The organism is Hallella mizrahii (genome assembly GCF_009695775.1).
Taxonomy (GTDB): domain Bacteria; phylum Bacteroidota; class Bacteroidia; order Bacteroidales; family Bacteroidaceae; genus Prevotella; species Prevotella mizrahii.
This window is the reverse complement of the sequence record NZ_VUNG01000038.1, coordinates 15,094-41,005: the sequence shown is the minus strand read 5'-3', so window position 1 is coordinate 41,005 and position 25,912 is coordinate 15,094. Positions and strand designations below refer to the sequence as shown.

At 49.1% G+C, this 25,912-nt stretch carries 23 protein-coding genes; 19 read left to right on the top strand and 4 right to left on the bottom strand.

Annotation, left to right across the window (positions count from 1 at the left end):
* Positions 1-248: 248 nt before the first annotated feature.
* The 5 genes from FYJ73_RS12440 to arsB all read left to right on the top strand — a co-directional run bounded on the left by FYJ73_RS12440 (position 249) and on the right by arsB (position 3,976).
* A complete protein-coding gene (locus FYJ73_RS12440; RefSeq protein WP_154535048.1) occupies positions 249-431 on the top strand; it encodes a transcriptional regulator in 183 nt (60 codons plus the stop codon).
* Positions 432-580: 149 nt separating this feature from the next.
* On the top strand, positions 581-1,762 hold the full coding sequence (locus tag FYJ73_RS12435; RefSeq protein WP_154535047.1) for an NADH-dependent flavin oxidoreductase: 1,182 nt from the start codon (positions 581-583) through the stop codon (positions 1,760-1,762).
* A gap of 330 nt (positions 1,763-2,092) precedes the next feature.
* Complete coding sequence (locus FYJ73_RS12430; RefSeq protein WP_154535046.1) at positions 2,093-2,536, top strand: arsenate reductase ArsC; 444 nt, start codon at positions 2,093-2,095, stop codon at positions 2,534-2,536.
* Positions 2,514-2,852, top strand: coding sequence for an ArsR/SmtB family transcription factor (locus FYJ73_RS12425; RefSeq protein ID WP_154535045.1), 339 nt, complete (start codon positions 2,514-2,516; stop codon positions 2,850-2,852). The genes FYJ73_RS12430 and FYJ73_RS12425 overlap by 23 nt, the downstream gene beginning before the upstream one ends.
* 89 nt (positions 2,853-2,941) lie before the next feature.
* On the top strand, positions 2,942-3,976 hold the full coding sequence (gene arsB / locus FYJ73_RS12420) for an ACR3 family arsenite efflux transporter (protein WP_154535044.1): 1,035 nt from the start codon (positions 2,942-2,944) through the stop codon (positions 3,974-3,976).
* A gap of 7 nt (positions 3,977-3,983) precedes the next feature.
* Here the strand turns inward: arsB and FYJ73_RS12415 are convergent, their stop codons facing one another.
* Positions 3,984-4,310, bottom strand: coding sequence for a branched-chain amino acid transporter permease (locus FYJ73_RS12415; RefSeq protein WP_154535043.1), 327 nt, complete (start codon positions 4,308-4,310; stop codon positions 3,984-3,986).
* On the bottom strand, positions 4,307-5,092 hold the full coding sequence (locus tag FYJ73_RS12410; protein ID WP_154535042.1) for an AzlC family ABC transporter permease: 786 nt from the start codon (positions 5,090-5,092) through the stop codon (positions 4,307-4,309). The genes FYJ73_RS12415 and FYJ73_RS12410 overlap by 4 nt, the downstream gene beginning before the upstream one ends.
* A 922-nt stretch (positions 5,093-6,014) precedes the next feature.
* Here FYJ73_RS12410 and FYJ73_RS12405 point away from each other — a divergent pair.
* Positions 6,015-6,503 carry a ferritin gene (locus FYJ73_RS12405; protein WP_154535041.1) on the top strand — a complete coding sequence of 163 codons (489 nt, stop codon included), beginning with the start codon at positions 6,015-6,017 and terminating at the stop codon, positions 6,501-6,503.
* A gap of 251 nt (positions 6,504-6,754) precedes the next feature.
* Here the strand turns inward: FYJ73_RS12405 and FYJ73_RS12400 are convergent, their stop codons facing one another.
* Positions 6,755-7,936: an MltF family protein gene (locus FYJ73_RS12400; protein ID WP_419471152.1), complete on the bottom strand. Its 1,182-nt coding sequence runs from the start codon at positions 7,934-7,936 to the stop codon at positions 6,755-6,757.
* A gap of 112 nt (positions 7,937-8,048) precedes the next feature.
* Here FYJ73_RS12400 and hisG point away from each other — a divergent pair, with 112 nt between their 5' ends.
* From hisG to hisC, 3 genes are all read left to right on the top strand, one after another.
* Entirely contained in the window at positions 8,049-8,900 is an 852-nt protein-coding gene (gene hisG, locus FYJ73_RS12395) for an ATP phosphoribosyltransferase (protein WP_154535040.1), read from the top strand.
* Positions 8,901-8,975: 75 nt separating this feature from the next.
* Complete coding sequence (gene hisD / locus FYJ73_RS12390) at positions 8,976-10,259, top strand: histidinol dehydrogenase (protein WP_154535039.1); 1,284 nt, start codon at positions 8,976-8,978, stop codon at positions 10,257-10,259.
* A 142-nt stretch (positions 10,260-10,401) separates the two neighbouring features.
* On the top strand, positions 10,402-11,454 hold the full coding sequence (hisC, locus tag FYJ73_RS12385) for a histidinol-phosphate transaminase (RefSeq protein ID WP_154535038.1): 1,053 nt from the start codon (positions 10,402-10,404) through the stop codon (positions 11,452-11,454).
* Between the two features lie 86 nt (positions 11,455-11,540).
* Here hisC and FYJ73_RS12380 read toward each other — a convergent pair whose 3' ends face one another.
* Complete coding sequence (locus FYJ73_RS12380) at positions 11,541-12,170, bottom strand: TetR/AcrR family transcriptional regulator (protein ID WP_154535037.1); 630 nt, start codon at positions 12,168-12,170, stop codon at positions 11,541-11,543.
* 136 nt (positions 12,171-12,306) lie between these two features.
* On the opposite strand from FYJ73_RS12380, the gene FYJ73_RS12375 reads away from it, so the two are divergent.
* From FYJ73_RS12375 to FYJ73_RS12330, 10 genes are all read left to right on the top strand, one after another.
* Positions 12,307-14,598, top strand: a complete 2,292-nt coding sequence (locus FYJ73_RS12375) for an NADP-dependent malic enzyme (RefSeq protein ID WP_154535036.1) — start codon at positions 12,307-12,309, stop codon at positions 14,596-14,598.
* 218 nt (positions 14,599-14,816) lie between these two features.
* Positions 14,817-15,902, top strand: a complete 1,086-nt coding sequence (gene gcvT, locus FYJ73_RS12370; RefSeq protein WP_154535035.1) for a glycine cleavage system aminomethyltransferase GcvT — start codon at positions 14,817-14,819, stop codon at positions 15,900-15,902.
* 32 nt (positions 15,903-15,934) lie between these two features.
* The gene (gene gcvH, locus FYJ73_RS12365) at positions 15,935-16,294 is read left to right on the top strand and encodes a glycine cleavage system protein GcvH (protein WP_154535034.1); all 360 of its coding nucleotides are present in this window, start codon (positions 15,935-15,937) and stop codon (positions 16,292-16,294) included.
* Positions 16,295-16,417: 123 nt separating this feature from the next.
* Positions 16,418-17,737, top strand: a complete 1,320-nt coding sequence (gcvPA, locus tag FYJ73_RS12360; protein ID WP_154535033.1) for an aminomethyl-transferring glycine dehydrogenase subunit GcvPA — start codon at positions 16,418-16,420, stop codon at positions 17,735-17,737.
* Positions 17,738-17,748: 11 nt separating this feature from the next.
* Positions 17,749-19,137, top strand: coding sequence for an aminomethyl-transferring glycine dehydrogenase subunit GcvPB (gcvPB, locus tag FYJ73_RS12355; RefSeq protein WP_154535032.1), 1,389 nt, complete (start codon positions 17,749-17,751; stop codon positions 19,135-19,137).
* A gap of 17 nt (positions 19,138-19,154) precedes the next feature.
* Positions 19,155-20,489, top strand: a complete 1,335-nt coding sequence (gene lpdA / locus FYJ73_RS12350; protein ID WP_154535031.1) for a dihydrolipoyl dehydrogenase — start codon at positions 19,155-19,157, stop codon at positions 20,487-20,489.
* Positions 20,490-20,815: 326 nt separating this feature from the next.
* Positions 20,816-21,742 (top strand): glucosaminidase domain-containing protein, encoded by a 927-nt coding sequence (locus FYJ73_RS12345; protein ID WP_154535030.1) that lies wholly within the window; start codon positions 20,816-20,818, stop codon positions 21,740-21,742.
* A 56-nt stretch (positions 21,743-21,798) separates the two neighbouring features.
* Positions 21,799-23,043 (top strand): M64 family metallopeptidase, encoded by a 1,245-nt coding sequence (locus tag FYJ73_RS12340; RefSeq protein ID WP_154535029.1) that lies wholly within the window; start codon positions 21,799-21,801, stop codon positions 23,041-23,043.
* Between the two features lie 33 nt (positions 23,044-23,076).
* Positions 23,077-23,895 carry an NAD(+) diphosphatase gene (nudC, locus tag FYJ73_RS12335; RefSeq protein ID WP_154535028.1) on the top strand — a complete coding sequence of 273 codons (819 nt, stop codon included), beginning with the start codon at positions 23,077-23,079 and terminating at the stop codon, positions 23,893-23,895.
* A gap of 205 nt (positions 23,896-24,100) precedes the next feature.
* Entirely contained in the window at positions 24,101-25,798 is a 1,698-nt protein-coding gene (locus FYJ73_RS12330; RefSeq protein WP_154535027.1) for a putative transporter, read from the top strand.
* Positions 25,799-25,912: the final 114 nt, after the last annotated feature.

Genomic DNA, 25,912 nt, shown 5'->3' with positions numbered 1-25,912 from the left:
CCGTCTTATATAGGAAGAGCAGCTGTTCAAAATCTGATGTTCTCTCCATAAATTGTATGAATTTAAGTCGAGGACAAAAGTAACAGATTTTAAGGCTTTAAGCAATACGTCATTTTTGGACGCTTACTGTAGAATGCAAGGAAAACTAAATCCATACAAGAAATATGAGGTATTATATATGCCGTTAAAACTAATTTTGTATCTTTGCGGGCAAATACACACAACATTTTGAAATAGGAGACATTATTATGGCAACAAAAGACACAGTATTGGAGACCATGAAGCAGGCTGGCACGCCGCTCAACGCAGGAAAGATAGCAGAACTCTCCGGCCTTGACCGCAAGGAAGTAGATAAAGCTATGAAAGAGCTTAAAGCAGAGGGAGCTATCGTTTCACCTGTCCGCTGCAAATGGGAACCTGCGCAGAAGTAAGCCTCCATTTGACACTAACAAGACCTCATTGAATACATCTCAACGATGTATAAATGAGGTTTTGTTGTTTTATTGTTTGAGCCTCGGCAACGTCATGCAGATTCTCTTAGTCTATATTATCCCCTTGATAACAGCACAAGAATAAAGAAATGAAAGAAAAATTCAAGCCACTCTTTGAGGCATACACATTTAATAACGGTACCACCGCCAAAAACCGTCTGGCCATAGCACCACTCACCCATTGGTCGGCAGATAGTGATGGGCATGCCACTTCGGCAGAACTCGCCTATCTGAAAGCCCGCGCCCACGGCTTTGGACTGTTCATCAGCGCTGCCATGGCAGTGAGCCGGGAGGGTATCGCCTTCACCGGGCAGCCTGCTGCCTACCGCGACGTAGACGAGGACAGTATGGCCAAACGAGCAGCAGTGATGAAGCGTGAGGGTGCGCTGGCCATTGCACAGCTACAACACGGTGGTGCAGCAGCACTTACCACGCTCAACGGTGGTGTTGCCTTTGCACCAAGCCTCCTCGACGACCAGGAGATAGATACCTTGGGTACGAAACTGAAAGTGAAGACAGAGGCTCTGACAGAAGAAGGCATACAGAAGGTTATCCACGACTTCGCCTATGCCACCGAGCTCGCTATCCGTGCCGGCTTCGACGGCATCGAGCTGCACGGCGCCAACGGCTATCTGCTCCAACAGTTCTTCTCTGCCAAGACCAACAGACGCACCGACGACTGGGGCGGGACCCTTGAGAAGCGGATGCGACTGCCACTGGCTGTCACTGACGCTGTCATGGAGGTGAGGAAACGGATGAACCGTCCCGATTTCATCATCGGTTACCGTCTCACACCGGAGGAGCCCGGCGAGAACGGACTGACCATGGACGACACCCTTACCCTCATCGATGCCTTGGCAGACAAAGGCGTACAATATATCCACATGTCGCTTCATGGTTTTTACAACAAGGCTCGCCGTGGTGCCGGTACCGGAGTGCCACGTCTGCAACTGGCGAAGGAGCGGCTCGAAGGCCGGGGTGTGGCACTGATAGGCGTTGGTGGACTACGTACCCCGGACATGGCGTTGGAGGCTTACAACAGTCACATGGCTGATTTCGTGGCTATAGGCCTGGGCGTGCTCGTCAATCCCAACTTCGTGACGTTGATAGAGACTGGGAAAGAAAACAAAGCGCGGAAGATACCTAATATCTTCCGCGATGCCGCTTACCATCAGTTGCCCGAACCGATGTGGGATCAGATGATGACCTTCGTACCCAAAGGAGCACTACGCTTCGCCACTATCGTAGGAAAACTGTTGGGGTGGAAATGAGCCGAGAAGAAACAGCCTTCGTACCTCAGGCTTGCATCACAGCAAGAAAAACCTTGAAAACAGACGCATTGGTTAGGAGAAGTTAGCGGTGATGGTATTGATTTCCCCACCGTAGGGACGGGGTTTATCCCCGTCCTAACCCCGCAAATGAAATCAAAAATCATTGATGTGCGGAAATCCAACGGATGACACAATAGGGCAGGGATAAACCCCGCCCCAACGATGGGAATCCGCTGAATAGTTACGCATAAGTCGTGGAATGTAAAATATATTTAAATGAATGAGAAGCATGATTCTTTTCTTGATATTATTCGTATCTTTGCGAACAATATGAAGAAGGTATTGATTCTCTGTACAGGAAACAGTTGCCGGAGCAAGATGGCGCAAGCTTGCCTGCAACATTTGGATGCCGAGCTCTGCGTAAGGTCGGCCGGCACTTATCCTGCCCCGCAAGTTCATCCTTTGGCCATTGAAGTGATGAAGGAGGCCGGCATGCCGATTACTGATTTGCAGCCGCACAATGTCAAGGACTATCTCAACGATACGTGGGATGCCGTCATCACAGTCTGTGACCATGCCCGCGAGGCGTGTCCTGTATTCACCGGAAAGGTAAAGCGGCAGATGCATATCAGTTTTCCCGATCCCTCGTTAGCAACAGGCTCCACCGAAGAGCAACTCTCTGTGTTCCGGAAAGTGAGAGACCGTATCATTGAGACTTTTACCAATTTCCATCATACTTATTTAGACGACCATGGATACCAAGAAAGATTATAGCCTCAAGGCTGAGCAGATAGCCCGCTTCGCCAAAGCGTTGGCTCACCCCGCCAGGATTCAGATCCTCACCTTCCTCGCCAGCAGGCAGGAGTGCTATTTCGGTGACATTCACGATGAGCTGCCCATCGCCAAGGCAACCGTGAGCCAGCATCTGAAGGAGCTCAAAGATGCCGGACTCATACAAGGCACCATTGAAGCCCCAAAGGTGAGATATTGCATCAACCGCGACAACTGGCAGTATGCACATGAACTGTTCTGCAATTTCTTCTCAAAAGAAATCAAGAGCGGCCACTGCGGTTGTGAAGCTACCAAGTAATCTTGTAGGGCGGACCATAGAATGTACGCCTTAATTAAAAGGTTATATGTTCGTAATAATACAAACTTTATTATTTACTACAAATAATCATGGAAGAAAGAAAAATAGGATTCTTTGACAAGTACCTAACTTTATGGGTACTGTTATGTATTGTTGCTGGCATTGTGGTGGGCAAGTTTCTGCCCGTCATCCCACAGATGCTCTCGCGGTTTGAGTATGCCCACGTGAGTATTCCCGTGGCGATCCTTATCTGGGTGATGATCTACCCGATGATGATGAAGGTCGACTTCCAAAGTGTGAAGAACGTAGCCAAGCACCCGAAAGGCCTGCTTGTGACGTGTGTGGTCAACTGGCTCATCAAGCCGTTCACGATGTTTGCCATCGCGTGGTTCTTCCTTTTTATTGTATTCCAGAAGTGGATTCCCACTGGTTTGGCATACCAATATCTGGCTGGTGCGGTGCTCTTAGGTGCTGCTCCCTGCACGGCGATGGTGTTCATCTGGAGCTACCTCTCCGGCGGCAACCCCGCCTACACGCTCGTACAGGTGGCGGTCAACGACCTCATCATTCTCGTAGCCTTTGCACCCATCGTAGCACTTCTTTTAGGAGTGAGCGGTGTGCAGATCCCCTACGACACATTGCTGCTGAGCGTCGTGCTCTTTGTGGTCCTTCCGCTTATTGCAGGTATCATTACGCGCACGACCGTTGTCAAGCGGAAAGGGAAAGCGTATTTCGAGCAGGTGTTCGTACATAAGTTCGACCGCTATACCACTGCCGGCCTGCTGCTCACGCTCGTCATACTCTTTTCGTTCCAGGGTGAGACCATCCTCCGTAATCCGCTCCATATCGTACTCATTGCCGTGCCACTCATCCTCCAGACCTACTTCATCTTTGCCATCGCCTATGGTTGGGGCAAGGCGTGGCATCTGCCTTACGACATTGCCGCGCCGGCAGGAATGATAGGAGCGTCCAACTTCTTCGAACTTGCCGTGGCAGTAGCTATCAGTCTCTTTGGCCTTCAGAGCGGTGCGGCCCTCGCCACCACCGTCGGTGTGCTTACTGAAGTTCCCATCATGCTCTCGCTGGTAAGGATAGCCAAGGCGACCAGAGGAAGATTCTCATAATCAAGTCTCAGGCAAACACGGTCTGCACCAGAATCATATAGATGATGGTTCCGCCGGCTATCGACAGCATCATCTGACGACGCCAGACGTGCAGCAGTACTGTGGCAGTAATGGCTATCAGTTCCGGAAGGCCGTGATTGCCTGATGTGACATCGACGTTCTTCAAGCAATACACCACCAACAGTCCGAACACGGCCGCTGGAAGAACGGTCCCAAGATATTGTATCACCTTTGGAGTCTTACGGCCTTGAAACAATGCGAAGGGCAGGAAACGGGTCGTCATCACGGCAAGCGCCATGCAGACAACGGTGATGATTTGTTGTGTCAGTGTCATGCCTGGTCCTCCTTCCTCTCTGATAAATGTGTTTTTGAATCTCTGTGATCCGACATAACATCAGATTCTTTGTCGGCCGCCTTCGCCAACCTGGGGCGTAGCGTAAGGAGGACTAATAGCATGAGCATCATGGCAGGAATGACAAAGTGGTCGGAACCGAACAACAGCAGACTTATCACGGACAAGACGATACCAAGGATGGCACTCACATGACTACTGTCCTTCAGCCATTGCTCCACAAAGATAACGACAAACATGGCGGTCATGACGAAGTCGAGACCTTTTGTTGAGAACGTGATCAAGTTTCCGAATATTCCCCCTAACGTAGCACCGGTCAACCAATAGAGGAAGTCGAGCAGCGTGATCCAAAGCATGAACCACCCCTCGTCAACGTCTTTCGGGATCTTCGCTGTGTAGTTGACGGAGAACGTCTCATCACTCATGAAATAGATGAGCAGCGGTTTCTTCCAACCTTTGTGCTTGAACCGGTCGAGCATGGTGATGCCGTAGAACAGATGGCGGGCTCCTATCATAAACGCCATGACGAAAGCCTGCAGCGGATGAAAGGAAGAGAGAAGTACTTTCACTGCCACAAATTCTACGCTGCCGCTGTAGATGACTGCTGCCATGACCATGGGCCAGACAAACGAAAATCCCGATACGTTCATCAGTATGCCGTAGGTGAGGCCGAGAAACCAGTAACCTGCGAAGATGGGAATCGTATAGGGGAAAGCAGCTCTCAATGACGCCCCCCATTTGCTTGTATTTTGTTTTTCTTTCAATGAATATCTCTCCTTGAATTGATATTTTTCAATATTATTGTTAATTTCTTATCCCCACGTCGAATCCCGTGCCTTTGAACAGGTCGGCAACTTTCTGAATGTCAGCATCTGAGTAATGATACGGGAACAAAGCCTTTGGTTTGATGATAATACTCTACCACGATGCCGAATTCTCCAAAGTTGAGTCAAACGATGTTTTCCAATATCATGTTTTCTATTTTGGTTTCAAGTGATGAATATTTTTGTCTATAAAAGTTTGCTGCAAAGGTAATGAAAATCATTGAAAGCGAAAAATAGACAATCTAAATTTGCCAGTCTTTTTTGCCTTGATGTTATATTACCGTACCAACCAACATTCCCATGGCGATACCATAGGCGAGAATAATCTTCCTTTCCTTATTCTTTGAGGTATCGCTACCATTTTCTGCATGATGAAGTCTTGCTACCATAACGCTATTTCTTGTCTCGTTTACACAAAGATACGAAGAATTTGGTACCAGATAGCATAAGCCAACCAATTTTAGCTGTATTGTAATATACCATCGGCATGAACAGCCCTGCCGCGATTTCCGTGTTATCGGGTAAATAGTCTCGCGTGATCGATCGTACACCAACCCGGCAAGCACATACTACTAAGGAAATCACTGCGAAATTGAGAGAATATATCGATATAACTGCACAATCCATAAAAAAGCGGTGAATACAGACTTTCAAATATGCCTGCAAATCTTGAATGTAGACTTCTCGTCTGCCCTATGAGTTAACACAATACACTGATTATTTTCACTATCTTATCCCACCACTCCTTGTCAATATACCAGACCCTAATATTTTTTATCATAAAAAAGTTTAAAGCAAGGATATAATGAGCAATAATTGCGTAGCTTTGCAATAAGAAAATAATTTTAAAGGCATAAAGATTATGGATATTAACGCAAAAATGCAAAAGGCTTTCAGCGATCAGATTACCGCTGAACTCTACTCTTCCAATCTCTATCTTGAGATGGCATTCTGGTTCCGCAAAGAAGGTTGGAAAGGCTTCGCCAACTGGATGTTTAAGCAAAGCGACGAAGAGAAGCAGCATGCCATGGATATGGCCAATTTCGTGCTCAACCGTGGCGGTGCTGTCAAGATTGGTACGATAGAGGCTGTGCCCAACGATTATAAGGAGCCGCGCGAAGTCTTCGAGAAGACAATGGAACACGAGAAGCATGTCTCAGAGCTCATACATGCGCTCGCCGAGCTTGCCGAAGATGAGCATGACCGCGCCTCTGTAAACTTTGCTGATAAGTATATCGACGAGCAGGTTCAGGAAGAGACTTCTGTCCGCGACATACTCAATCTGTTCCGTCACCGCGATGGTCACACCGTGGCTACGATTGATGACATCGTAGGGCAAAGAGAGGCATAAAGATTTCTGCTTCCAATATAAGGAGGGCGCACCGTAGCGGTACGCCCTCCTTTTCTTAATTTATGAAAGTATACATCGTATCGATGACGGTTATAGAAAGATACAATACCGATACTATCTATTATTGTTTGATCATCTTCTTACCATTGCGGATGATGATACCATGAGCTTGGCCTGGGCGACAAAGTCGCTTTTGTGTCAATACATGAATGCCAATACGCTTACGATGATAACTAGAATTCAAATTTCTACTAAAGATGCCATTTATATCTCCGCTTAGCACGCTCCGGTACCGTAGAGACCCCCGAAGAGAAGCCTCCTTTGGCCACACCACGGTATTGATTCCATCTTTCACGGATGCGGCGGACATAATTGACAGTCTCTGATCCACGCATATATCCATGTTTCACAATCGGAAGCGTATAGTAAGCCGGTGAACTCAGTTTCAGGATATAGGGTTCTACGTCTCCCCAACGGCGCGGATCACGACCATCACGATGTGCCAGAGCCATGGCATCCCTCACATGGAAATGTCCGCCATTGTAGCTGGCCAGCACAAAATAGATTCGCTCTGACGCTGGCACCTCATTGAAGAATCCGCTGAGTTCCTGAATGTATTTAGCTGCACAGGCGATGTTAGCTTCGGGATCATAGAGGTTTTCACGCGGTAGCCCTACATGATCAGCCGTAGACGGCATAATCTGCATTAGTCCACAGGCACCTGCCCACGAATGCGCCTTTGGGTCAAAGGTTGATTCCTGATAGCACTGGGCTGCTAACAAACGCCAGTCCCATCTTGCCAAAGGTGCATATTGTTGGAATAGATGATCATATCGGGAAATGACGCCACCTGCACGATTGAGCATCGGCGCATAGACATGACGAGTGATGCTGGCTGTTGACAATAAGAACTGCTCCTCGCGTTTGATTTTTTCGATCATGCCGGGATGATACCAGTTATTGAGAGCCTGCGCCAAATCTTTTCCGTCCTTTCTGACAATCCACGAAGTATGAGACTTCGGGTCAGCTGTCCCCGCATACAACAGATTTTTCCACTTCTTGGGCAACAAGACGGCTGCAAGGTCACCCTCTCCTTTTTGCATTCGATGAACAAGTTCTGTAGTGTCTTGGCAAATCTCCACTCGCAAGGAAACACCTAACTTGTCAGCAAACTTCTGACAAAGGAGGTATTGAGCACCCATACCATGACCATGATAGTCATAGTAAGTTTCCGGTCCTGAGATCGTGAGCATGATCAACTCACCATTCGTCTGTATATCATCCAAGCTAAGAGAATTCTCTTTTGGCAAAGAATCTTCTCCTATCGTAGTGCCCCAAGGCGTCATCTCTGGTTTCTTGGATTGTTGCTGACAAGCAGACAGAAAAGCGAGCAGGCAACACGCATATATATAAATGTTTCTTACCGTCGTCATAAATTTCATCACAAAAGTAGTATTTTTATTGCACATTTGCTTGGAAATTGCTAAATTTGCACAATATTTTTAGGAAAATTAGAATTATTACATTCGAAATAGTAGAAACAGCATGTTAAGAATAGCAGTACAGTCAAAAGGTCGCCTCTATGAGGACACTATGAATTTGCTGAAAGAAGCCGATATCAAAGTCAGCGAAAGTAAACGGACACTTCTCGTTCAGAGCACCAATTTCCCCTTGGAGGTTCTTTTCCTTCGTGATGACGACATTCCACAGAGTGTAGCAAGTGGTGTGGCTGATATAGGTGTTGTAGGAGAGAATGAGTTTGAAGAGCGTCAGGAAGATGCCCATATCATTCGTCCGTTGGGCTTCTCCAAGTGCAGATTGTCGCTGGCTATTCCCAAGACCATTGACTATACAGGCATTTCTTGGTTCAACGGAAAGAAGATTGCCACCTCTTACCCAGGCATTCTTCGCCGATTCATGAATAAAAACAATATCCAGGCTGACATCCATGTTATCACCGGCTCTGTAGAAATCAGCCCGGGCATCGGTTTGGCAGACGCTATCTTTGATATTGTCAGTTCAGGCTCCACACTCATTCACAACAATCTGAAAGAAGTAGAAGTGGTCATGAAGAGCGAGGCTGTGCTTATCGGCAACTGGAAAATGGACGACGAAAAGCGCAAAATATTAAATGAGTTGCTTTTCCGATTTGAAGCTGTACAGATTGCCCGCGACAAGAAATATGTGATGATGAACGCACCGAAAGACAAGGTGGCTGACATTATCAAGGTACTCCCCGGTATCAAGAGCCCTACTATCATTCCTCTGTCCGATCCCGAGTGGTGTGCTATCCATACAGTATTGGATGAAGCTCGCTTTTGGGAAATCATCGGAAAGTTGAAAGAATTGGGTGCCCAGGGCATTCTGGTTTCTCCTATTGAGAAAATGATTCTATAGGTTCTGATTCTACAGAGCGAATCTGATCATGCAGAACAAAGTCTGATAATTCTGTAATATTAGAAAGGTCGAGACATGAATGTTATTAAATATCCTTCAAAAGTGACGTGGCCAGAACTGGTGAAGCGGCCCCACTTAGACGTATCACAGTTGAATGCCACAGTGCAGAGCGTACTCGATGATGTGAGACAACGAGGCGATGAGGCTGTAAAGAGCTATGAGGAAAAGTTTGACCATGCGGTTTTGAACTCGTTGGCAGTCAGCGAAGAAGAGATTGAAGAAGCTCAAACATTGGTGTCACCCGAATTGCTTGACTCCTTGAAACTTGCTCACGACAACATCTTTAAGTTTCATCATGCTCAACAATTTGAGGGTGTCTCGCTTGAGACCTCCAAAGGCGTGAAATGCTGGCAGAAGAGTGTCGCTATCCAAAAAGTGGGATTATACATTCCGGGCGGCACCGCGCCCTTATTCTCTACCGTGTTGATGTTGGCTACACCAGCTAAGATTGCAGGGTGTAAGGAAATCGTACTCTGCACTCCCCCCAACAAAGAAGGAAAAGTGAATCCTGCTATATTGGCGGCAGCCAAAATAGCAGGTGTCAGCCGTATATACAAAGCCGGTGGCGTACAAGCTATTGGAGCCATGGCATATGGCACAGAGAGTGTGCCCAAAGTATATAAAATTTTTGGTCCCGGCAACCAATATGTGATGGCCGCCAAACAACAAGTGAGTCTTCACGAAGTGGCTATTGACATGCCAGCAGGTCCAAGTGAAGTGTGTGTCATAGCCGACAAAGAAAGCAATCCGGTGTTTGTCGCCGCCGACCTGCTGTCTCAGGCCGAACATGGCATTGACTCCCAGGTTTTTCTCATCACCGATTCTGAGCTGATGCTCAACGAGGTGAAAAAGCAGGTTACCATTCAGCTAGAGCGACTTCCGAGAAAAGAAATCGCAGCCAAGTCCTTGGATAATTCCAAGTTGGTGCTTGTCCACGATCTTGATGAAGCCATGGAGCTCAGCAATGCATATGCACCTGAGCATCTGATCCTTGCCACAACCAACAGCGATACCTTGGCAGCAAAGGTCATCAACGCTGGTAGCGTCTTCCTTGGCAAATGGGCTTGTGAAAGCGCTGGAGACTACGCCAGCGGTACCAACCACACACTTCCCACCCATCAATATGCTTTGGCGTACAACGGTGTGAATCTCGACAGCTACATGCGCAAGATTACATTCCAGCACCTCACCAAGGAGGGTATCGACAGCATTGGCAAAGCCGTCGTCTGCATGGCTGAAAACGAGCAACTCGAAGCTCACGCCAATGCAATGAGGCTGAGAATGCAATGTCAAGAGTAAAATCAGAAAAAAATTTGAATTGAAATCACTCTAAACAGATAAGTTTGAAGAGAACGTTCATTCCATGAATTCCATTAATAAAGTAGAACTTTAAAGTTGAGACATTTTCAATTCAATTGCAAATTATTATTAAACCGGATTTATGTTGAACAGAAGATCTCTAAAAGACTTGGTGAGACCCAATATAGCCAAGTTGGCTCCATACAGTTCTGCACGTAATGAGTATTCAGGCCACGAGGCTCACGTTTTCCTCGATGCCAACGAGAACCCGTACAACAGCCCCTACAATCGCTATCCAGATCCTCTTCAGCAGGAGGTAAAGGGCGAGCTCTCTAAAATCAAAAAGGTACCAGCCTGCAACATCTTTCTCGGCAACGGCTCTGATGAGGCGATAGATCTTGTCTACCGTGTGTTTTGCCGTCCGCAAGTCGACAATGTCGTGGCTATTGAACCTACCTACGGCATGTACAAGGTCTGCGCCGACATCAATGATATTGAGTATCGTCCCGTGTTGCTCGACGAACATTACCAAATGAGTGCAGACGCATTGCTGGCTGCATGCGACGACCGCACAAAAGTGATCTGGATCTGCTCACCCAACAATCCTACGGGCAACAACATGTCGACACAGGAGATCACAGCAGTCTTGGAACGATTTGATGGCATAGTCGTCATTGATGAAGCTTATTCCGACTTCTCTTCTGCCCCACTCTTTCGCCACGGTGTGACAAAATATCCCCATTTGATCGTACTCAACACTATGAGTAAAGCATGGGGATGTGCTGCCATACGTTTGGGAATGGCATTTGCCAACGAAGAAATAATCACGCTTTTCAACAAAGTCAAATATCCCTACAACGTTAACTTACTCACACAGCAACATGCATTAGAAGCACTGAAGAATCGCACAGAGGTGGAGAAATGGGTCAAATTGCTGCTTGAAGAGCGTCCAAAACTGATGGCAGCCTTCCGTGAATTACCCATCTGTTTGACCGTCTACCCTACCGATGCCAACTTCTTTCTGGCCAAGATGACTGATGCCCAGTCCATCTATGACTATCTCGTAGAGCGAGGCATCATAGTCAGGAACCGTACTCGTATCAAGCTCTGCAAAGACTGTCTGCGCGTAACCATTGGCACGAAGAAAGAAAACGCGGAGCTCCTTTCTGCCCTAAGACAATTCAAAGATAAGTGAAAATTATCACTCCTCTATGCGTAATGCCACCTTGCCCAAGCAATCGTGGCATTGCGCTCTTACGCATGTAGGAAACTATGGATTGATTATTTTTTCGCTGCTGACTTTTCCAGTTCTACAATTCCCTTAGAAGTGCAAAGTCCGCGCATAAATACCATGGTGATATTGCTGAACACATCTTTAAGATCGTATTGCAGGTAGAGTTGCTGAGTCATCACTTCCCGAATAGTAAGGTCGGCGATTCTTTCTATCAATTCATAATTCACTTCCGGCCGGAAATAGCCTTGGTTGATGCCTTTTCTGAAGAACGAAGCAGAATTGACGGCTCTTTTCTTTCTTCTTTCTTCAAAATGCTTGAGCACTTGGGGATATTTGTCCAATTCTACTAAATAGACAGGATTGGTACTTGTCATTTTGCTCATTTTTATCTCATAAAAGTGCAGCATAATGTCGATGACATTGTGCCCCGGCATATGGGCAAAGGTTTCCATCTCTGCATCCGTGTTGTCCATATCGTGCTTCACACATTCAAGAAGAAGATCCTCTTTATTTCCAAAAATCTCATATACCGTTCGCTTTGACACAGACAATAAACAGGCTATGTCATCCATCTTGACGGATTTGATCCCTTTACTCTCAAACTCATGAGTGGCGGCTTCAATGATGTGTTGCCGCAACTGCTGACGGTATTCTGTTGGACTGACAGTTTTATTCATATAAGGAAATACAAGTCATTTACGCTGCAAAGATACAAAAAAAAAGAAAAACTTCTTTGAATTCAACAGTTTTTGTTATCTTTGCACAGAAATAAAAAGAGATAGAAAGTTTTTAAATCAATAAAATAACATTTTTATGGTTAAGATTACAGAGGAAGCAGCCCTCGCCTACCATGCCAATGGACGACCGGGCAAAATCGAAGTGAAGCCAACTAAGCCTTACCGCACACAAACCGATTTGAGCTTAGCCTATTCTCCGGGCGTCGCCTATCCGTGCCTTCAGATACAGAAAAATCCTGATGATGTCTATAAATATACAGACAAGGGCAACCTTGTAGCCGTCATCTCCAACGGCACCGCCGTCCTTGGATTGGGAGACATCGGAGCCATGAGTGGAAAACCAGTGATGGAGGGAAAGGGATTGCTCTTCAAGATCTATGGCGGTATCGATGTCTTCGACATAGAGGTCAACGAAAAAGACCCTGAGAAATTCTGCGAGACCGTAGAGCGTATCGCTCCTACCTTCGGTGGTATCAACCTCGAAGATATCAAGGCACCTGAGTGCTTCTACATCGAGGAACGTTTGAAGAAAAATCTTGATATTCCAGTGATGCATGATGACCAGCATGGAACTGCCATCATTTCCGCCGCTGGACTGAAAAATGCACTGGAGGTAGCCGGAAAGGACATCACCAAGGTGCGTCTCGTGGTCAACGGTGCCGGTGCTGCCGCTATCAGCTGTACCAAGCTCTACGTGGCTTTGGGCGTGAAGAAAGAAAACATCATCATGCTCGACTCTAAGGGTGTCATCACTTCTGACCGTCCTAATCTGACCCCTCAGAAAAAGCTCTTTGCTACCGACCGTCGCGATGTCCACAATCTTGAGGAAGCCATCAAGGGAGCCGACGTCTTTGTCGGATTGTCCAAAGGCAATATTCTTACCAAGGACATGATCCGCTCGATGGCCGAGAAGCCTATCGTATTCGCCTTAGCTAACCCAGTGCCAGAGATCAGTTACGAAGATGCTATGGCAAGCCGCCCCGACGTGCTGATGTCCACCGGACGCTCTGACTACCCCAACCAAATCAATAATGTCATCGGGTTCCCCTATATCTTCCGCGGTGCTCTTGATGTACACGCCAAGGCTATCAATGAAGAGATGAAAATGGCCGCAGTCAACGCAATTGCCGATTTGGCCAAGCAGCCGATCCCTGATATCGTCAACGAGGTCTATCATGTCAATGATCTAAGCTTTGGACCCAAGTATTTCATTCCCAAGCCTGTGGATCCCCGTCTGATCACAGAGGTCAGTGCCGCCGTGGCAAAGGCTGCCGTGGAGAGCGGTGTTGCCCGCACGCCTATCAAGGACTGGTCGTCATATAAAGATCATCTGCGTCAGCTATTGGGTCAGGAGACCAAGCTCACGCGCACCCTCCACGCCACAGCAGCCATGCATCCTCAGCGTGTAGTCTTTGCAGAAGGTGGTCATCCGACGATGATGAAAGCTGCTGTACAAGCCCAGCAGGAGGGCATCTGCCATCCGATTCTTCTTGGAAATCCCGACCGCTTGGCCCGCATTGCCAACCGATTGAAACTCGATCTCTCAGGTGTGGAAATCATCGATATGCGCGCCGACAAGGAGCAGGGGCGCCGCGCTACCTATGCCAAGCATCTCGCAGAGAAACGCGCAAGACAAGGATACACCTTTGAGGAGGCCTACGACAAAATGTATGAGCGCAACTATTTCGGTATGTCTATGGTAGAGCAAGGCGATGCAGATGCATTCATCACCGGCCTCTATACCAAATACAGTAACACTATCAAGGTGGCTAAAGAAGTGGTAGGTGTGCGCAAAAACTACAACACCTTCGCAACGATGCACATTCTCAACACCAAGAAGGGAGTTTATTATCTCGCCGATACGCTCATCAACCGTCATCCCGATCAAAATGTACTCTATGATGTAGCCCGTCTGTCGGCTCACACTGTCCGCTTCTTCAACGATGAGCCCGTGATGGCCATGATCAGTTACTCCAACTTCGGTACCGACGAAATCGGTTCACCACAGAAGGTGCATCAGACCGTGGAAATGATGCAGCACGACTATCCTGACCTTGCCATCGATGGAGAGATGCAGGTCAACTTCGCTTTGGACAAAGAGCTCCGCGATGCCAAGTATCCTTTCACCCGTCTCAAGGGTAAAGATGTCAACACACTTGTATTCCCCAACATGAGCTCCGCCAACAGTAGCTACAAACTCATGCAGTCGCTTGATCCCGACGTGGAGATCATCGGCCCTATCCAGATGGGTCTGAATAAACCTATCCACTTCACCGACTTCGAAGCCAGTGTGCGCGATGTTGTCAACGTCACTGCCGTAGCTGTCATCGATGCTTATGTCGACAAAGTGAAGAAAGAGAAGAAGTAAGACCCTCCTACAGGAAATTACATGCACTACGGATTGTAAAGAAGCTCTATTCTTTACAATCCGTTTTATTTTCTACCTTACTCTTGCCACATTTTAATATCGTGACAGTCCTATGATAACTATTTTTTTATTTTAACTATCTTTAGTGGCTATTTTCTTGGAGTGTATTGTTTAAACAATTATTTTTGCAACAAATATACCTTGTTACATAAATGTCTATGAATAAGAGAACATGTCTCTATGAGCGGCACTGCCAGGCAGGTGCCCTCATTCAACCCTTTGGTGGCTTTGATATGCCCATCCAGTACACATCTATTATAGATGAGCACAATGCTGTACGTCAGCATTGCGGTGTCTTTGATGTCTCACACATGGGTGAGGTCATCGTCAAAGGCCCTGACGCAGAGAAATATGTCAACCACATCTTCACCAACGACGTCACCGATGCACCGATCCACAAGATCTACTATGGCATGATGCTCTATCCCGACGGCGGAACTGTCGACGACCTGCTTGTCTACAAGATGGCTCCCAACCATTTCTTTATTGTTATCAATGCCGCTAATATCGCCAAAGACGACGCATGGATGCGCGAGCAGGCCAAAGACTTTGATGTCACCGTCGACAACAAGTCGGACTACTATGGACAGCTCGCCATACAAGGTCCGGAGTCATCGGCCGTCATGGAGGAAGTGCTGCAGATACCTTGCAGCGAGTTTGTGTTCTACACCTGCAAAACACTGGAAATAGACGGCGAGGAAATCATCGTCAGCCGCACCGGCTACACCGGCGAGGACGGTTTTGAAATCTACGGCTCCACGGACTTCATCGTCAAGCAGTGGGATCGTCTCATGGCGAGCCACCGTTGTGTGCCCTGTGGACTAGGATGCCGTGACACGCTTCGCTTCGAAGTGGGTCTGCCGCTCTACGGCGACGAGCTATCGAAGGACATCTCACCCGTCATGGCTGGGTTAAGCATGTTCTGCAAGATGGATAAGCCTGAATTTATCGGCAAAGAAGCACTCGTTGATCAGAAGACCAACGGCGTGGCCCAGCGGCTGCGCGGCATTGAACTCGACGACAAGGCTGTGCCCCGCCACGGCTATACCGTGCTCAAGGACGGCAACCCCGTAGGAGTGGTCACCACCGGCTACCGTCTCATTTCCGTGGACAAGAGTTGCGCAGTGGCACTCGTCGATTCCTCACTTAAATTGGGTGACCGGGTGGAGATTCAGATCCGGCGCAAAACATTCCCGGGAACCATCGTCAAGAAGAAATTCTATGACAAGCATTATCACAAATAACATACACATAAACCATTTAATTCACACCTATTATGACTTATTTCAGTGAATCACACGAATATGTAAGAGTAGAGGGAGAGTTCGGCTATATTGGCATCACTGACTACGCTCAGAAGCAGTTGGGCAATATCGTCTATGTCGATATGCCGGAAGTTGACGACGAGATCACCGCCGGCGAGGTCTTTGGTGCAGTAGAGAGCGTCAAAGCTGCCAGCGACTTGATTGCTCCCATCAGCGGTACTGTCGTGGAAGTCAACGAAGCACTGGAGGATCACCCCGAGCTCATCAATCAGAATGCCACCGACAATTGGATTATCAAAGTGAGCATAGCAGACACTGATGAGCTTCAAAAGCTCATGACAGAAGAAGACTACAACAAGAAAAACCAATAACCTTGCATTCGGAAACAGAATGGCAATCCGCTATAATTGCCGTCACATCCTTCAAGAATAAGGGGGAGACAAGTCATAACGGGGCTGGGCATTCTGTTTCCGATATTTCAGTAAATCTAAGCTATGTTTAAATATTTCCCACAAACGCCTGAGGACATCCACGAAATGTTGCAGGCCATAGGAGTCAGCTCCATTGACGACCTCTATGCTGATGTCCCTGACCCTGTCCGGCTCAAAGGCGACTATGATATACCGGAAGCAAAGAGCGAAGTGGAGGTGCGTCGGTATTTCAGTCGTCTCGCCAATGACAACCGCGAGCTCACGTGCTTCGCTGGTGCCGGTGTCTATGACCATTACATCCCCTCCGTCATCCCACAGATCGTCAGCCGCTCTGAATACCTCACCAGTTACACGCCCTACCAGGCTGAGATCTCTCAAGGTACTCTACACTATATCTTTGAGTATCAGACAATGATGGCGCGACTCACCAGCATGGAGGTGAGCAACGCTTCGATGTATGACGGAGCCACAGCCACGGCAGAAGCAGCAATGATGGCGTGTGCCATCGGTCACCACGCACAAACCATCCTTGTGTCGGCAACCATCGACCCGAAGATAAGAAAAGTGCTGGACACCTACGCCCATTTCCATGGCATAGACATCAAAGAAATTCCTCAAAAAGAAGGTGTCACCGATTTCAGCCACATGGAAGAGGCTCTCAAGCAGGGCGGTGTGGCCGGTGTGATCGTGCAGCAACCCAATTATTATGGTATCGTCGAAGATCTGAGCGGAGTGGCCGATACTTGCCACGCGCACAAGTCACTGCTGATCATCAACAGCATAGCAGCCGACCTGGCTCTGCTAAAGTCCCCCGGAGAATGGGGAGCTGACATCGCCGTAGGAGAGGCACAGAGTCTGGGCTTGCCCATGGCCTGGGGCGGTCCCTATCTCGGCTATATGTGCACCACAGAAAAATATATGCGCAAGATGCCGGGTAGAATCGTCGGTCAAACGGTCGACGGCAACGGGCAGCGCGTCTTCGTTCTCACCCTGCAAGCCCGAGAGCAGCATATCCGTCGTCAGAGAGCTACCTCAAACATCTGCTCCAACGAAAGCCTTATGGCACTGTGGGTGACCGTGTACATGGCACTCATGGGCAAGCATGGACTCAGAGAGGCCGCCCAAAGCGGTTGCGATGGTGCCCACTATCTACACGACAAACTGTTGCAGACCGGACATTTCACCGACGCATTCAAGGATAAAGAATATCTCAATGAGTTCTGTGTCACATACGATGGTGACCTCAACGCGTTGCAGTCCAAATGGCTGGAAGCCGGATTTCTCGGCGGCATCAAGATCGATGACCACACGCTGATGTTAGCTGTCACCGAGCAAAGAAGCAAGGAAGAGATTGACACCCTGGCAGCACTGGTAAATTCTTAAACGAGAAGATTATGAACAACAAGTTATATGATCATTTGATTTTCGAGCTGAGCCATCCCGGACGCATTGGCTACAGCCTACCCCACAATGCCATTCCTCATCACGCCCTGCCCTCAGATGTATGCCGCGACAAGCCTGCCGAGCTCCCCGAGTGCGACGAGATGACCGTTGTGCGGCATTATACCAATCATAGCGGCAACAACTTCGGCGTCGACAACGGATTCTATCCCCTGGGATCCTGCACGATGAAATACAATCCGAAAATCAACGAAGAGATCGCCTCCCTACCCTCTTTCACTCATATCCATCCTTTGCAGCCCAAGCAGACTGTCAAAGGATGTGAAGAGGTGACCACCGCTCTGCGCCATCTGCTCTCCTCACTCACGGGCATGTACGATTTCACACTCAAGCCCTGCGCCGGTGCCCATGGTGAACTCACGGGACTGATGATCATCCGGGCTTATCACGAGAGCCGCGGCGATATGAAGCGTGTCAAAGTCATCGTACCCGACTCCGCGCACGGCACCAATCCTGCTTCTGCAGCCGTCTGCGGACTGCAGGTCGTAGAAGTAAAGAGTCTCGCCGACGGCACCGTAGACATCGACGACCTACGCTCAAAACTCGATGACACAGTGGCAGCCATGATGATGACCAATCCCAATACACTCGGACTCTTTGAACACAACATCGTGGAGATCGTCAAACTCGTACATGATTGCGGCGGACTGATGTACTACGACGGTGCCAACCTCAATCCTCTGTTAGGCATCTGCCGCCCGGGAGACATGGGATTCGACGTGATGCACATCAACCTCCACAAGACTTTCTCCACCCCTCACGGTGGCGGAGGACCCGGGAGTGGCCCTGTCGGCGTGCGCAAGGGACTGGAGCCTTTCTTCCCCATGGTCAACCCCTTCCACGGCAACTTCCTCGTGGAGGTGCGCGCCCTGACCTACATTCTCTCGCTGGGCAAGGAAAACATCAAGCATGTAGGACCGCTCTCCACACTCAATGCGACCTATATCCGCCATCAGCTGAAAGACGCTTACGAGTTGCCAATTCAGAGCCTGTCCAAACATGAGTTTGTATTCAACGGCCTCAAGGACAAGTCTACGGGGGTCACCACACTCGATGTTGCCAAACGTCTGCTTGATTTCGGCTTCCATGCTCCCACCATCTATTTCCCGCTGCTTTTCCATGAAGCCATGATGATAGAGCCTACAGAAAATGAGAGCAAGGAAACACTCGACCACTTCATTGACGTAATGCATCAGATAGCACGCGAGGCCAAGGAGACACCCGACGTGGTGAAGACCGCACCGCACAACACCCCCATCTCGCGTGTCGACGACGTGCTGGCAGCGCGCCATCCCGTGCTCACATTCAAAGGCGAAAACTAAAATATTTCCGGAAATATATGATAGAAACAGATATCATGATCATCGGTGGCGGCCCCGGGGGCTACGAGACTGCCCTCTATGCCGCAGGTAAAGGCTTGAAAGTGGTCATTGCCGAGGAGAGGGAGGTCGGCGGGACATGTCTCAACCGCGGTTGCATCCCAACCAAATCGCTTCTCCACGATGCCGCTCACGCCTCCCTCTGCAATGCAGAACCACAAGCAGAAGCATTCAAACGCGCCATGGAGAGAAAACAACAAGTAGTGGCGGGGCTCCGTCAGGGTATAGCCACACTGCTCTCCAACCCCGCCATCACGCTGCTACAGGGGCATGCAGCCTTCGTTGATCCCAAGACTGTCAGCATCGGTGAGGAGACGGTAAAAGCCCGGCACGTGATCATCGCCACCGGATCCAAGGTCAAGATGCCACCGCTTCCGGGAATCAAAGAGCCCCGCAGCTCCTATGTTTTCACATCCGACGACCTGCTCTGCGCTCCGACACTCCCCCCAACGGTGTGTGTCATCGGAGCTGGAGTCATCGGCTTAGAGATGGCTACGATGTTCCGAGACTTTGGCTGTAAAGTTGATGTCTTGGAGTTCTTGAGTGAGTGTTTACCCACCGTCGACGGTGAGATCGCCCGACGGCTTCGCAAGACGTTGGAGAAGTCCGGCATCAAAATCCATCTCTCATGCCAAGTCCGTGAAGTCAACGGCAACGAAGTTCTATACTTCAACACAAGGAAGAAGACAGAGGAGCGTATAGCATCCGACTGCATCCTGGTGGCTACCGGACGTGCACCACAATTAGACGGACTACAACTTGCAGCCGCCGGCATCCGTTATGATGGTCATGGCATCCTGGTCAACGACGATTTCGCCACCGACGTGCCAGAGATCTACGCCATCGGCGACGTCAACGGCCGTCAGATGCTGGCTCACGCGGCGACGGCGCAAGGGCGCCATGCTGTCAACCGCATCGTAGGTATCGACGACCGCATCCGCTTCGACATCATGCCCGCTGCTGTCTTCACCCGTCCCGAGGTGGCTTCCGTGGGACTGACCGAGGACTGCGCCAATGCCCAATACCCCGACTATACCGTCCACAAAGGCTTCTACCGCAGCAACGGAAAGGCACAAGCCATAGAGGCTACCGAAGGTCTTGTGAAGCTCATCTGTGACAGCAAGCAGCCCAATGCCAAAATTGTCGGGTGCCATGTCATGGGAGCCAATGCCGCTGCTATCGTGCAGGAAGTTGCGGCACTGATGAATTTCGACGTCACTTTGGAACAGTTGATGGACATCATTCACATTCACCCTACTCTCAACGAAATATTGCTTCAAGCCGCCAGTGTCTGACGCCTTTATGTGGTCAGCAGACAGAAACGTTTCCATCAATGTCCGAGTTACCCAGTTACGCTTATACCCCGAATATCGTGACGAGTAACGAGTAACAAAAGTAACACATTAGCAACCTCATTTTCCCCCTCCAAGGGAAGAAAGAAGTAAAATGCTTTGCGGGTGATAACTATATCCGAGCAATAGTTATCACCTATTGAAGTATACACTTCTTCCCCACAGGAGAGGGGAAAGGGAGCTATTACGTTAAAATGTAACGTTTCTCATCGTTTCTATCTGTTTTTTTTTGTAACTTTGCAATATAATTGTAGCCATTCATTTATATTATGAGCATCAGAAATAAGTTCTTTGCCTCAATCATGTCTCTCCTCATCGTACTGCCATTGAAGGCACAGATGCGGTGGAACCAGGCTTATCAACAATATTTCGACCAATACAAGGATTTGGCCATCGAAGAGATGCTCCGCTACGGCATTCCAGCGAGCATCACGCTGGCACAGGGAGCCTTTGAAAGCCGGGCAGGACTCAGTCTGCTCGCCACGCAGGGTAACAACCACTTTGGCATTAAATGCCACGGGTGGACGGGACGCACAATGAGCCAGGACGACGACGACATCGGTGAGTGTTTCCGTGCCTACGACAACGCCAAACAAAGCTATGAGGATCACAGCCGCTTCCTCACGGGCAACCAACGCTATGCCCAGCTCTTCCGGCTCGACCGTACCGACTACCGGGGATGGGCCCGGGGACTGAAATCGTGCGGCTACGCCACCAATCCCGCCTATGCTCAAAAACTCATTGACATCATCGAGCTTTATAAACTCAACCAATACGACCACGCACGCCACTACGATAAATTCATGGCTGAGCGGGGAGCACGCGACCACGCCGTGATAGCCGGACAACACCTCCACCCCATCCGTATCTACAACAAAAACTATTATCTTGTGGCTCGCGAGGGCGACACCTTCAAGTCCATCGGCAAGGAGACTGACCTGCCGTGGCGCAAGCTGGCTAAATATAATGAGCGCGACAAGCACGATGTGCTCCATGCCGGAGACATCATCTACTTGAAGAAAAAGCAGAAGAAAGCCATCAAAGCCTACAAGCACCGCCCACACGTGGTGAAGCCTGGCGAGAGCATGTACTCCATTGCACAGTACTATGGCATACGCTTAAAAAGTCTCTATAAGAAAAACCACCTGACACCTGATTATCAGATACATGTCGGAGACGAGCTAAAGGTTTACTAAAAGTATCGAAAGAGAGATCAACACACATAAATCATTAATCTTGAATAGTTAATAGGATGAAGAACAAACACTACATTTTGCTGGCTGTGGCCGCCATGATGAGCATGAGCGCTGCTGCCCAGCGTTTCGAAGATTATTTTCAGGACAAGACCCTGCGCATCGACTACATCTTCTCCGGCACTGCCACCACCCAGCACATCGCCTTAGAGCAGATGTATGTGGAACCACGATGGTTTGGCAAGCGTCAGCGACTCGCTGAAGTTCCCGTGGAGGGTAACGGACAGATCACGGTGCGTGATCATAAAACCCAACGCGTCATCTACCGCAATTCCTTCTCTACCCTCTTTCAAGAATGGCAGGAAGAACCAGAGGCTCAGCACCTTGAGAAATCGTTTGAAAACGTATATCTCGTTCCCATGCCCAAAGATACTGTCGATATCACAGTGGATCTTCGCAACAACCGGAGACAGATTAGCAGTCACCTCACCCATACCGTAGCACCCAGCGACATACTCATCGCACATCTTGGTAAGAAACATGTCACACCATATGTTGTCTTGCAACAGGCTCAGGACACCACCCATTGCATTCATCTAGCCTACCTCGCCGAAGGTTACCGCACCGAGGAGATGAAGACCTTTGTCGATGACGCACGCATGTCAATGGAGACGCTCTTCTCTTATGAGCCTTTCAAGAGTAACCGCCAGTTCTTCAACGTCGTCGCCGTGGAGTCACCCTCACAAGAGAGCGGAGCCAGTGAGCCAGGAAAAGGCATTTGGAAAAACACGGCACTCCACTCGCATTGGGATACTAACTACAGCGAGCGATACCTCACCACAGGGCACCTCAAAGACATGCACGACTGGCTTGCCGGAACTCCCTATGAGCACATCATTGCACTGGTCAACTCAACACGCTATGGTGGTGGCGGATTCTACAACGGGTATCTGCTCGCATCCATCCACAACCAATACGCTAAGCCCGTCGTCGTACATGAGTTCGGGCACAGTTTCGCCGGACTTGCCGACGAATATGCCTATGACGACGAGACTGTAGACATCTATCCTCTCGACGTGGAGCCTTGGGAAAAGAATATCACCACCAAGGTGGACTTCCGTGGAAAATGGGAAAACCTCATCGGCAAGGATAAGAAAGCCGGATTCTACGAGGGAGCCGGTTACAAGCCTAAGGGCGTCTACCGCGCCTACTACGACTGCCGTATGCGCACCAATCAGAATCCTGACTTCTGCCCCGCATGCCGACAGGCTATACAGCAGCTCATCGACTTCTACGTGAAGTAAGTAACAATAACAGAGGAAAATAAATAATTGCAGATGAAGACCTATTACTTTATATTCAGCAAGACCGACCTGCTTCTGCAACGCTTGCCCGACGGAAAATATACGATTCCCTGCACAGAGGAAACACCGGTGAAGACGCATGCCTGGACTCATATCATGGAGGTCAGCCCCATGGAAAACGGAACGCTCGTGAAAACTATGATGCTCGAAGATCCGCAACATGTAGAGATCATCGATCCCGAGCTGAGCGCTTCAGGCTTCGACTTTATTGGGCTCCGGGCTTCGTTTTATCATCTCTCCACCGAGCTTTACCTCAAGGCTGGCAAATGCCAGGAGCTTCTCTACTGGGACCACAACACCCAGTTCTGTGGCGTCTGCGGTGCTCCTATGAAAATGCACACAATCATCTCGAAGCGATGCACACAATGCGGCAAGGAAGTGTGGCCTCAGCTGGCCACGGCAATCATCGTGCTCATCCATCGAGGTGACGAGGTACTACTTGTTCATGCCAAGAACTTCAAGGGCGACTTCTACGGCCTCGTGGCAGGCTTCGTCGAGACCGGCGAGACCCTTGAGCAGGCTGTGCACCGCGAGGTGATGGAGGAAACAGGACTAACAATCAACAACCTCCGCTACTTCGGCTCGCAGCCATGGCCCTACCCGTGCGGACTGATGGTGGGCTTCAATGCCGATTATGTCGAGGGTGAGGTCCATCTCCAGCGGTCGGAGCTCTCGCGTGGCAGTTGGTTCCGCTACGATGCCCTCCCCCGTATCCCACAGCGGTTGTCCATCGCCCGCATGATCCTCGACGATTGGCTCAAGGGCTATGGCATCGTCTCGGAGCAGGAGTAAACGCATCGCTCTGCCATCTCCGCCTTCCTCACATCTGCATCTTTGGAAATGAAAGAGAACAGAAAAGTACCCCAAAAAGGCAGATGAATGGCGGAAAAGGCAGTAAAATAGGAATTGCACTTTACTATTTCTTAGTTTTTCTGTCTTTTCTTTTGCGCTTTGCATAAATTATCGTACTTTTGCAAAGAAATTGTAAAAATCATATATGGACTGGTTTATCAATCTATTCACAACTCAAGACAGCGTTGCACATATAGCGCTGCTCTATTCCTTGGTAATCGCCGTGGGCGTATTGCTGGGAAAAATCAAGATTGGCGGCATCTCCTTGGGTGTCACCTTCGTTTTGTTCGCCGGTATCGTCGCCGGTCATGTCGGCTTCACGGCTCCAATCCCTATCCTTACCTTTCTTCAGGATTTCGGACTGATCCTTTTCGTGTTCTGTATTGGTCTGCAAGTAGGTCCAGGCTTCTTCGAAAGTTTTAAGAAAGGTGGCGTGACGCTCAATCTGCTGGCCACTGCCACAGTAGTACTCAACGTGTTGGTGATGTTTGCTTGTTACTACATCTTTTTTGACACGAGCAATCGTATCAACCTGCCTATGATGGTGGGTACTCTTTATGGTGCCGTTACCAACACACCGGGACTCGGTGCAGCCAACGAAGCTCTTAACTCGGTGTTTGGAACAGGTAAAGCCCCGCAGATTGCCAATGGCTATGCCTGCGCTTATCCCCTCGGTGTGTTAGGCATCATTGGTGCCACCATATCCATCCGCTATATCACACGCACCAATCTCAAGGAAGAGGAAGAAAAGCTCAACGAGGCTGAGGAGGAAAACCCACATGCCAAACCTCATGCTATGACACTGAAGGTGACCAATGCCTACATAGCAGGACGCACTCTACAGGAAATCTCAGACTTTCTCAACCGAGATATGGTTTGCACCCACCTCTTCCACAATGGTGAGTTGACCACACCTCTTAAGGATACAGTCTTCGAGATGGGAGACGAGGCTCACATTGTCTGCGCCGAGGCCGATGCCGAGGCCATCAAGGCTTTTATTGGTCCTGAAGTGGAAGCCAGTTGGAATGAGACTGACGAAAAGAGCAAATCACCGTTGGTGTCGAAACGTATCATTGTCACCAATCCTAAGATGAATGGTAAGACGCTGGGCAAGATGCACTTCTCGAGTGTCTATGGTGTGAATGTTACCCGCATCTCGCGCCAGGGCATGGATCTCTTTGCAAGCCGCGATCACCACTTCCACATTGGCGACCGCATTCTCGTCGTCGGCCCAGAAGACAATGTCAACCGAGTGGCTGATCTTATGGGAAACTCTGTAAAGAGCCTCAACGCACCAAATATCGCTACCATCTTCATCGGCATCATCATAGGTATCCTCTTCGGTAGCATTCCTTTGGCTATACCCGGTATGCCCGTGCCGTTGAAGCTCGGTATCGCTGGTGGCCCGCTGATCATTGCTATTCTCATCGGACGCTTCGGCTATCGTTTCAAGCTTGTAACCTATACTACCACCTCGGCTAACATGATGTTGCGAGAAATCGGACTCGTGCTCTTCCTTGCCAGCGTTGGCATCAAAGCTGGTGCGGGATTCTGGGAGACGGTTGTGGCTGGAGACGGACTTAAATATGTCTATACTGGATTTATTATCACCGTGGTACCTATCCTCATCATCGGCACCATCGCACGACTGAAATATAAATTCAACTATTTCACCATTATGGGAATGATCGCTGGTACCTACACCGACCCACCAGCATTGGCTTATGCCAACGCCTCTTGCTCTAAAGAAGCACCAGCTGTGGGTTACTCCACAGTATACCCACTGAGCATGTTCCTCAGAATCTTCGCTGCTCAGATTATTGTACTGTTCTTTTGTAGTTAGCAATAGGCCGTTTTGAGCTCATCCCTACGACAACAGAATGCTTTCAGCAACAGCTTTAGCTGACAGTCGCGTTCTCCATACTGCCCGCACTGCACATAAGAGGCAGAGCGGACA

Bases quoted from the DNA above. Each gene is read 5' to 3' on its own strand.
- FYJ73_RS12430 (WP_154535046.1), top strand. From the start codon at position 2,093: ATGAAGAAGGTATTGATTCTCTGTACAGGAAACAGTTGCCGGAGCAAG.
- FYJ73_RS12425 (WP_154535045.1), top strand. From the start codon at position 2,514: ATGGATACCAAGAAAGATTATAGCCTCAAGGCTGAGCAGATAGCCCGC.
- hisG (WP_154535040.1), top strand. From the start codon at position 8,049: ATGTTAAGAATAGCAGTACAGTCAAAAGGTCGCCTCTATGAGGACACT.
- FYJ73_RS12400 (WP_419471152.1), bottom strand. From the start codon at position 7,936: ATGACGACGGTAAGAAACATTTATATATATGCGTGTTGCCTGCTCGCT.
- arsB (WP_154535044.1), top strand. From the start codon at position 2,942: ATGGAAGAAAGAAAAATAGGATTCTTTGACAAGTACCTAACTTTATGG.
- FYJ73_RS12435 (WP_154535047.1), top strand. From the start codon at position 581: ATGAAAGAAAAATTCAAGCCACTCTTTGAGGCATACACATTTAATAAC.
- gcvH (WP_154535034.1), top strand. From the start codon at position 15,935: ATGACTTATTTCAGTGAATCACACGAATATGTAAGAGTAGAGGGAGAG.
- FYJ73_RS12375 (WP_154535036.1), top strand. From the start codon at position 12,307: ATGGTTAAGATTACAGAGGAAGCAGCCCTCGCCTACCATGCCAATGGA.
- FYJ73_RS12405 (WP_154535041.1), top strand. From the start codon at position 6,015: ATGGATATTAACGCAAAAATGCAAAAGGCTTTCAGCGATCAGATTACC.
- FYJ73_RS12330 (WP_154535027.1), top strand. From the start codon at position 24,101: ATGGACTGGTTTATCAATCTATTCACAACTCAAGACAGCGTTGCACAT.
- lpdA (WP_154535031.1), top strand. From the start codon at position 19,155: ATGATAGAAACAGATATCATGATCATCGGTGGCGGCCCCGGGGGCTAC.
- FYJ73_RS12415 (WP_154535043.1), bottom strand. From the start codon at position 4,310: ATGACACTGACACAACAAATCATCACCGTTGTCTGCATGGCGCTTGCC.
- nudC (WP_154535028.1), top strand. From the start codon at position 23,077: ATGAAGACCTATTACTTTATATTCAGCAAGACCGACCTGCTTCTGCAA.
- FYJ73_RS12340 (WP_154535029.1), top strand. From the start codon at position 21,799: ATGAAGAACAAACACTACATTTTGCTGGCTGTGGCCGCCATGATGAGC.
- gcvT (WP_154535035.1), top strand. From the start codon at position 14,817: ATGAATAAGAGAACATGTCTCTATGAGCGGCACTGCCAGGCAGGTGCC.
- gcvPB (WP_154535032.1), top strand. From the start codon at position 17,749: ATGAACAACAAGTTATATGATCATTTGATTTTCGAGCTGAGCCATCCC.
- FYJ73_RS12380 (WP_154535037.1), bottom strand. From the start codon at position 12,170: ATGAATAAAACTGTCAGTCCAACAGAATACCGTCAGCAGTTGCGGCAA.
- hisC (WP_154535038.1), top strand. From the start codon at position 10,402: ATGTTGAACAGAAGATCTCTAAAAGACTTGGTGAGACCCAATATAGCC.
- hisD (WP_154535039.1), top strand. From the start codon at position 8,976: ATGAATGTTATTAAATATCCTTCAAAAGTGACGTGGCCAGAACTGGTG.
- FYJ73_RS12345 (WP_154535030.1), top strand. From the start codon at position 20,816: ATGAGCATCAGAAATAAGTTCTTTGCCTCAATCATGTCTCTCCTCATC.
- gcvPA (WP_154535033.1), top strand. From the start codon at position 16,418: ATGTTTAAATATTTCCCACAAACGCCTGAGGACATCCACGAAATGTTG.
- FYJ73_RS12440 (WP_154535048.1), top strand. From the start codon at position 249: ATGGCAACAAAAGACACAGTATTGGAGACCATGAAGCAGGCTGGCACG.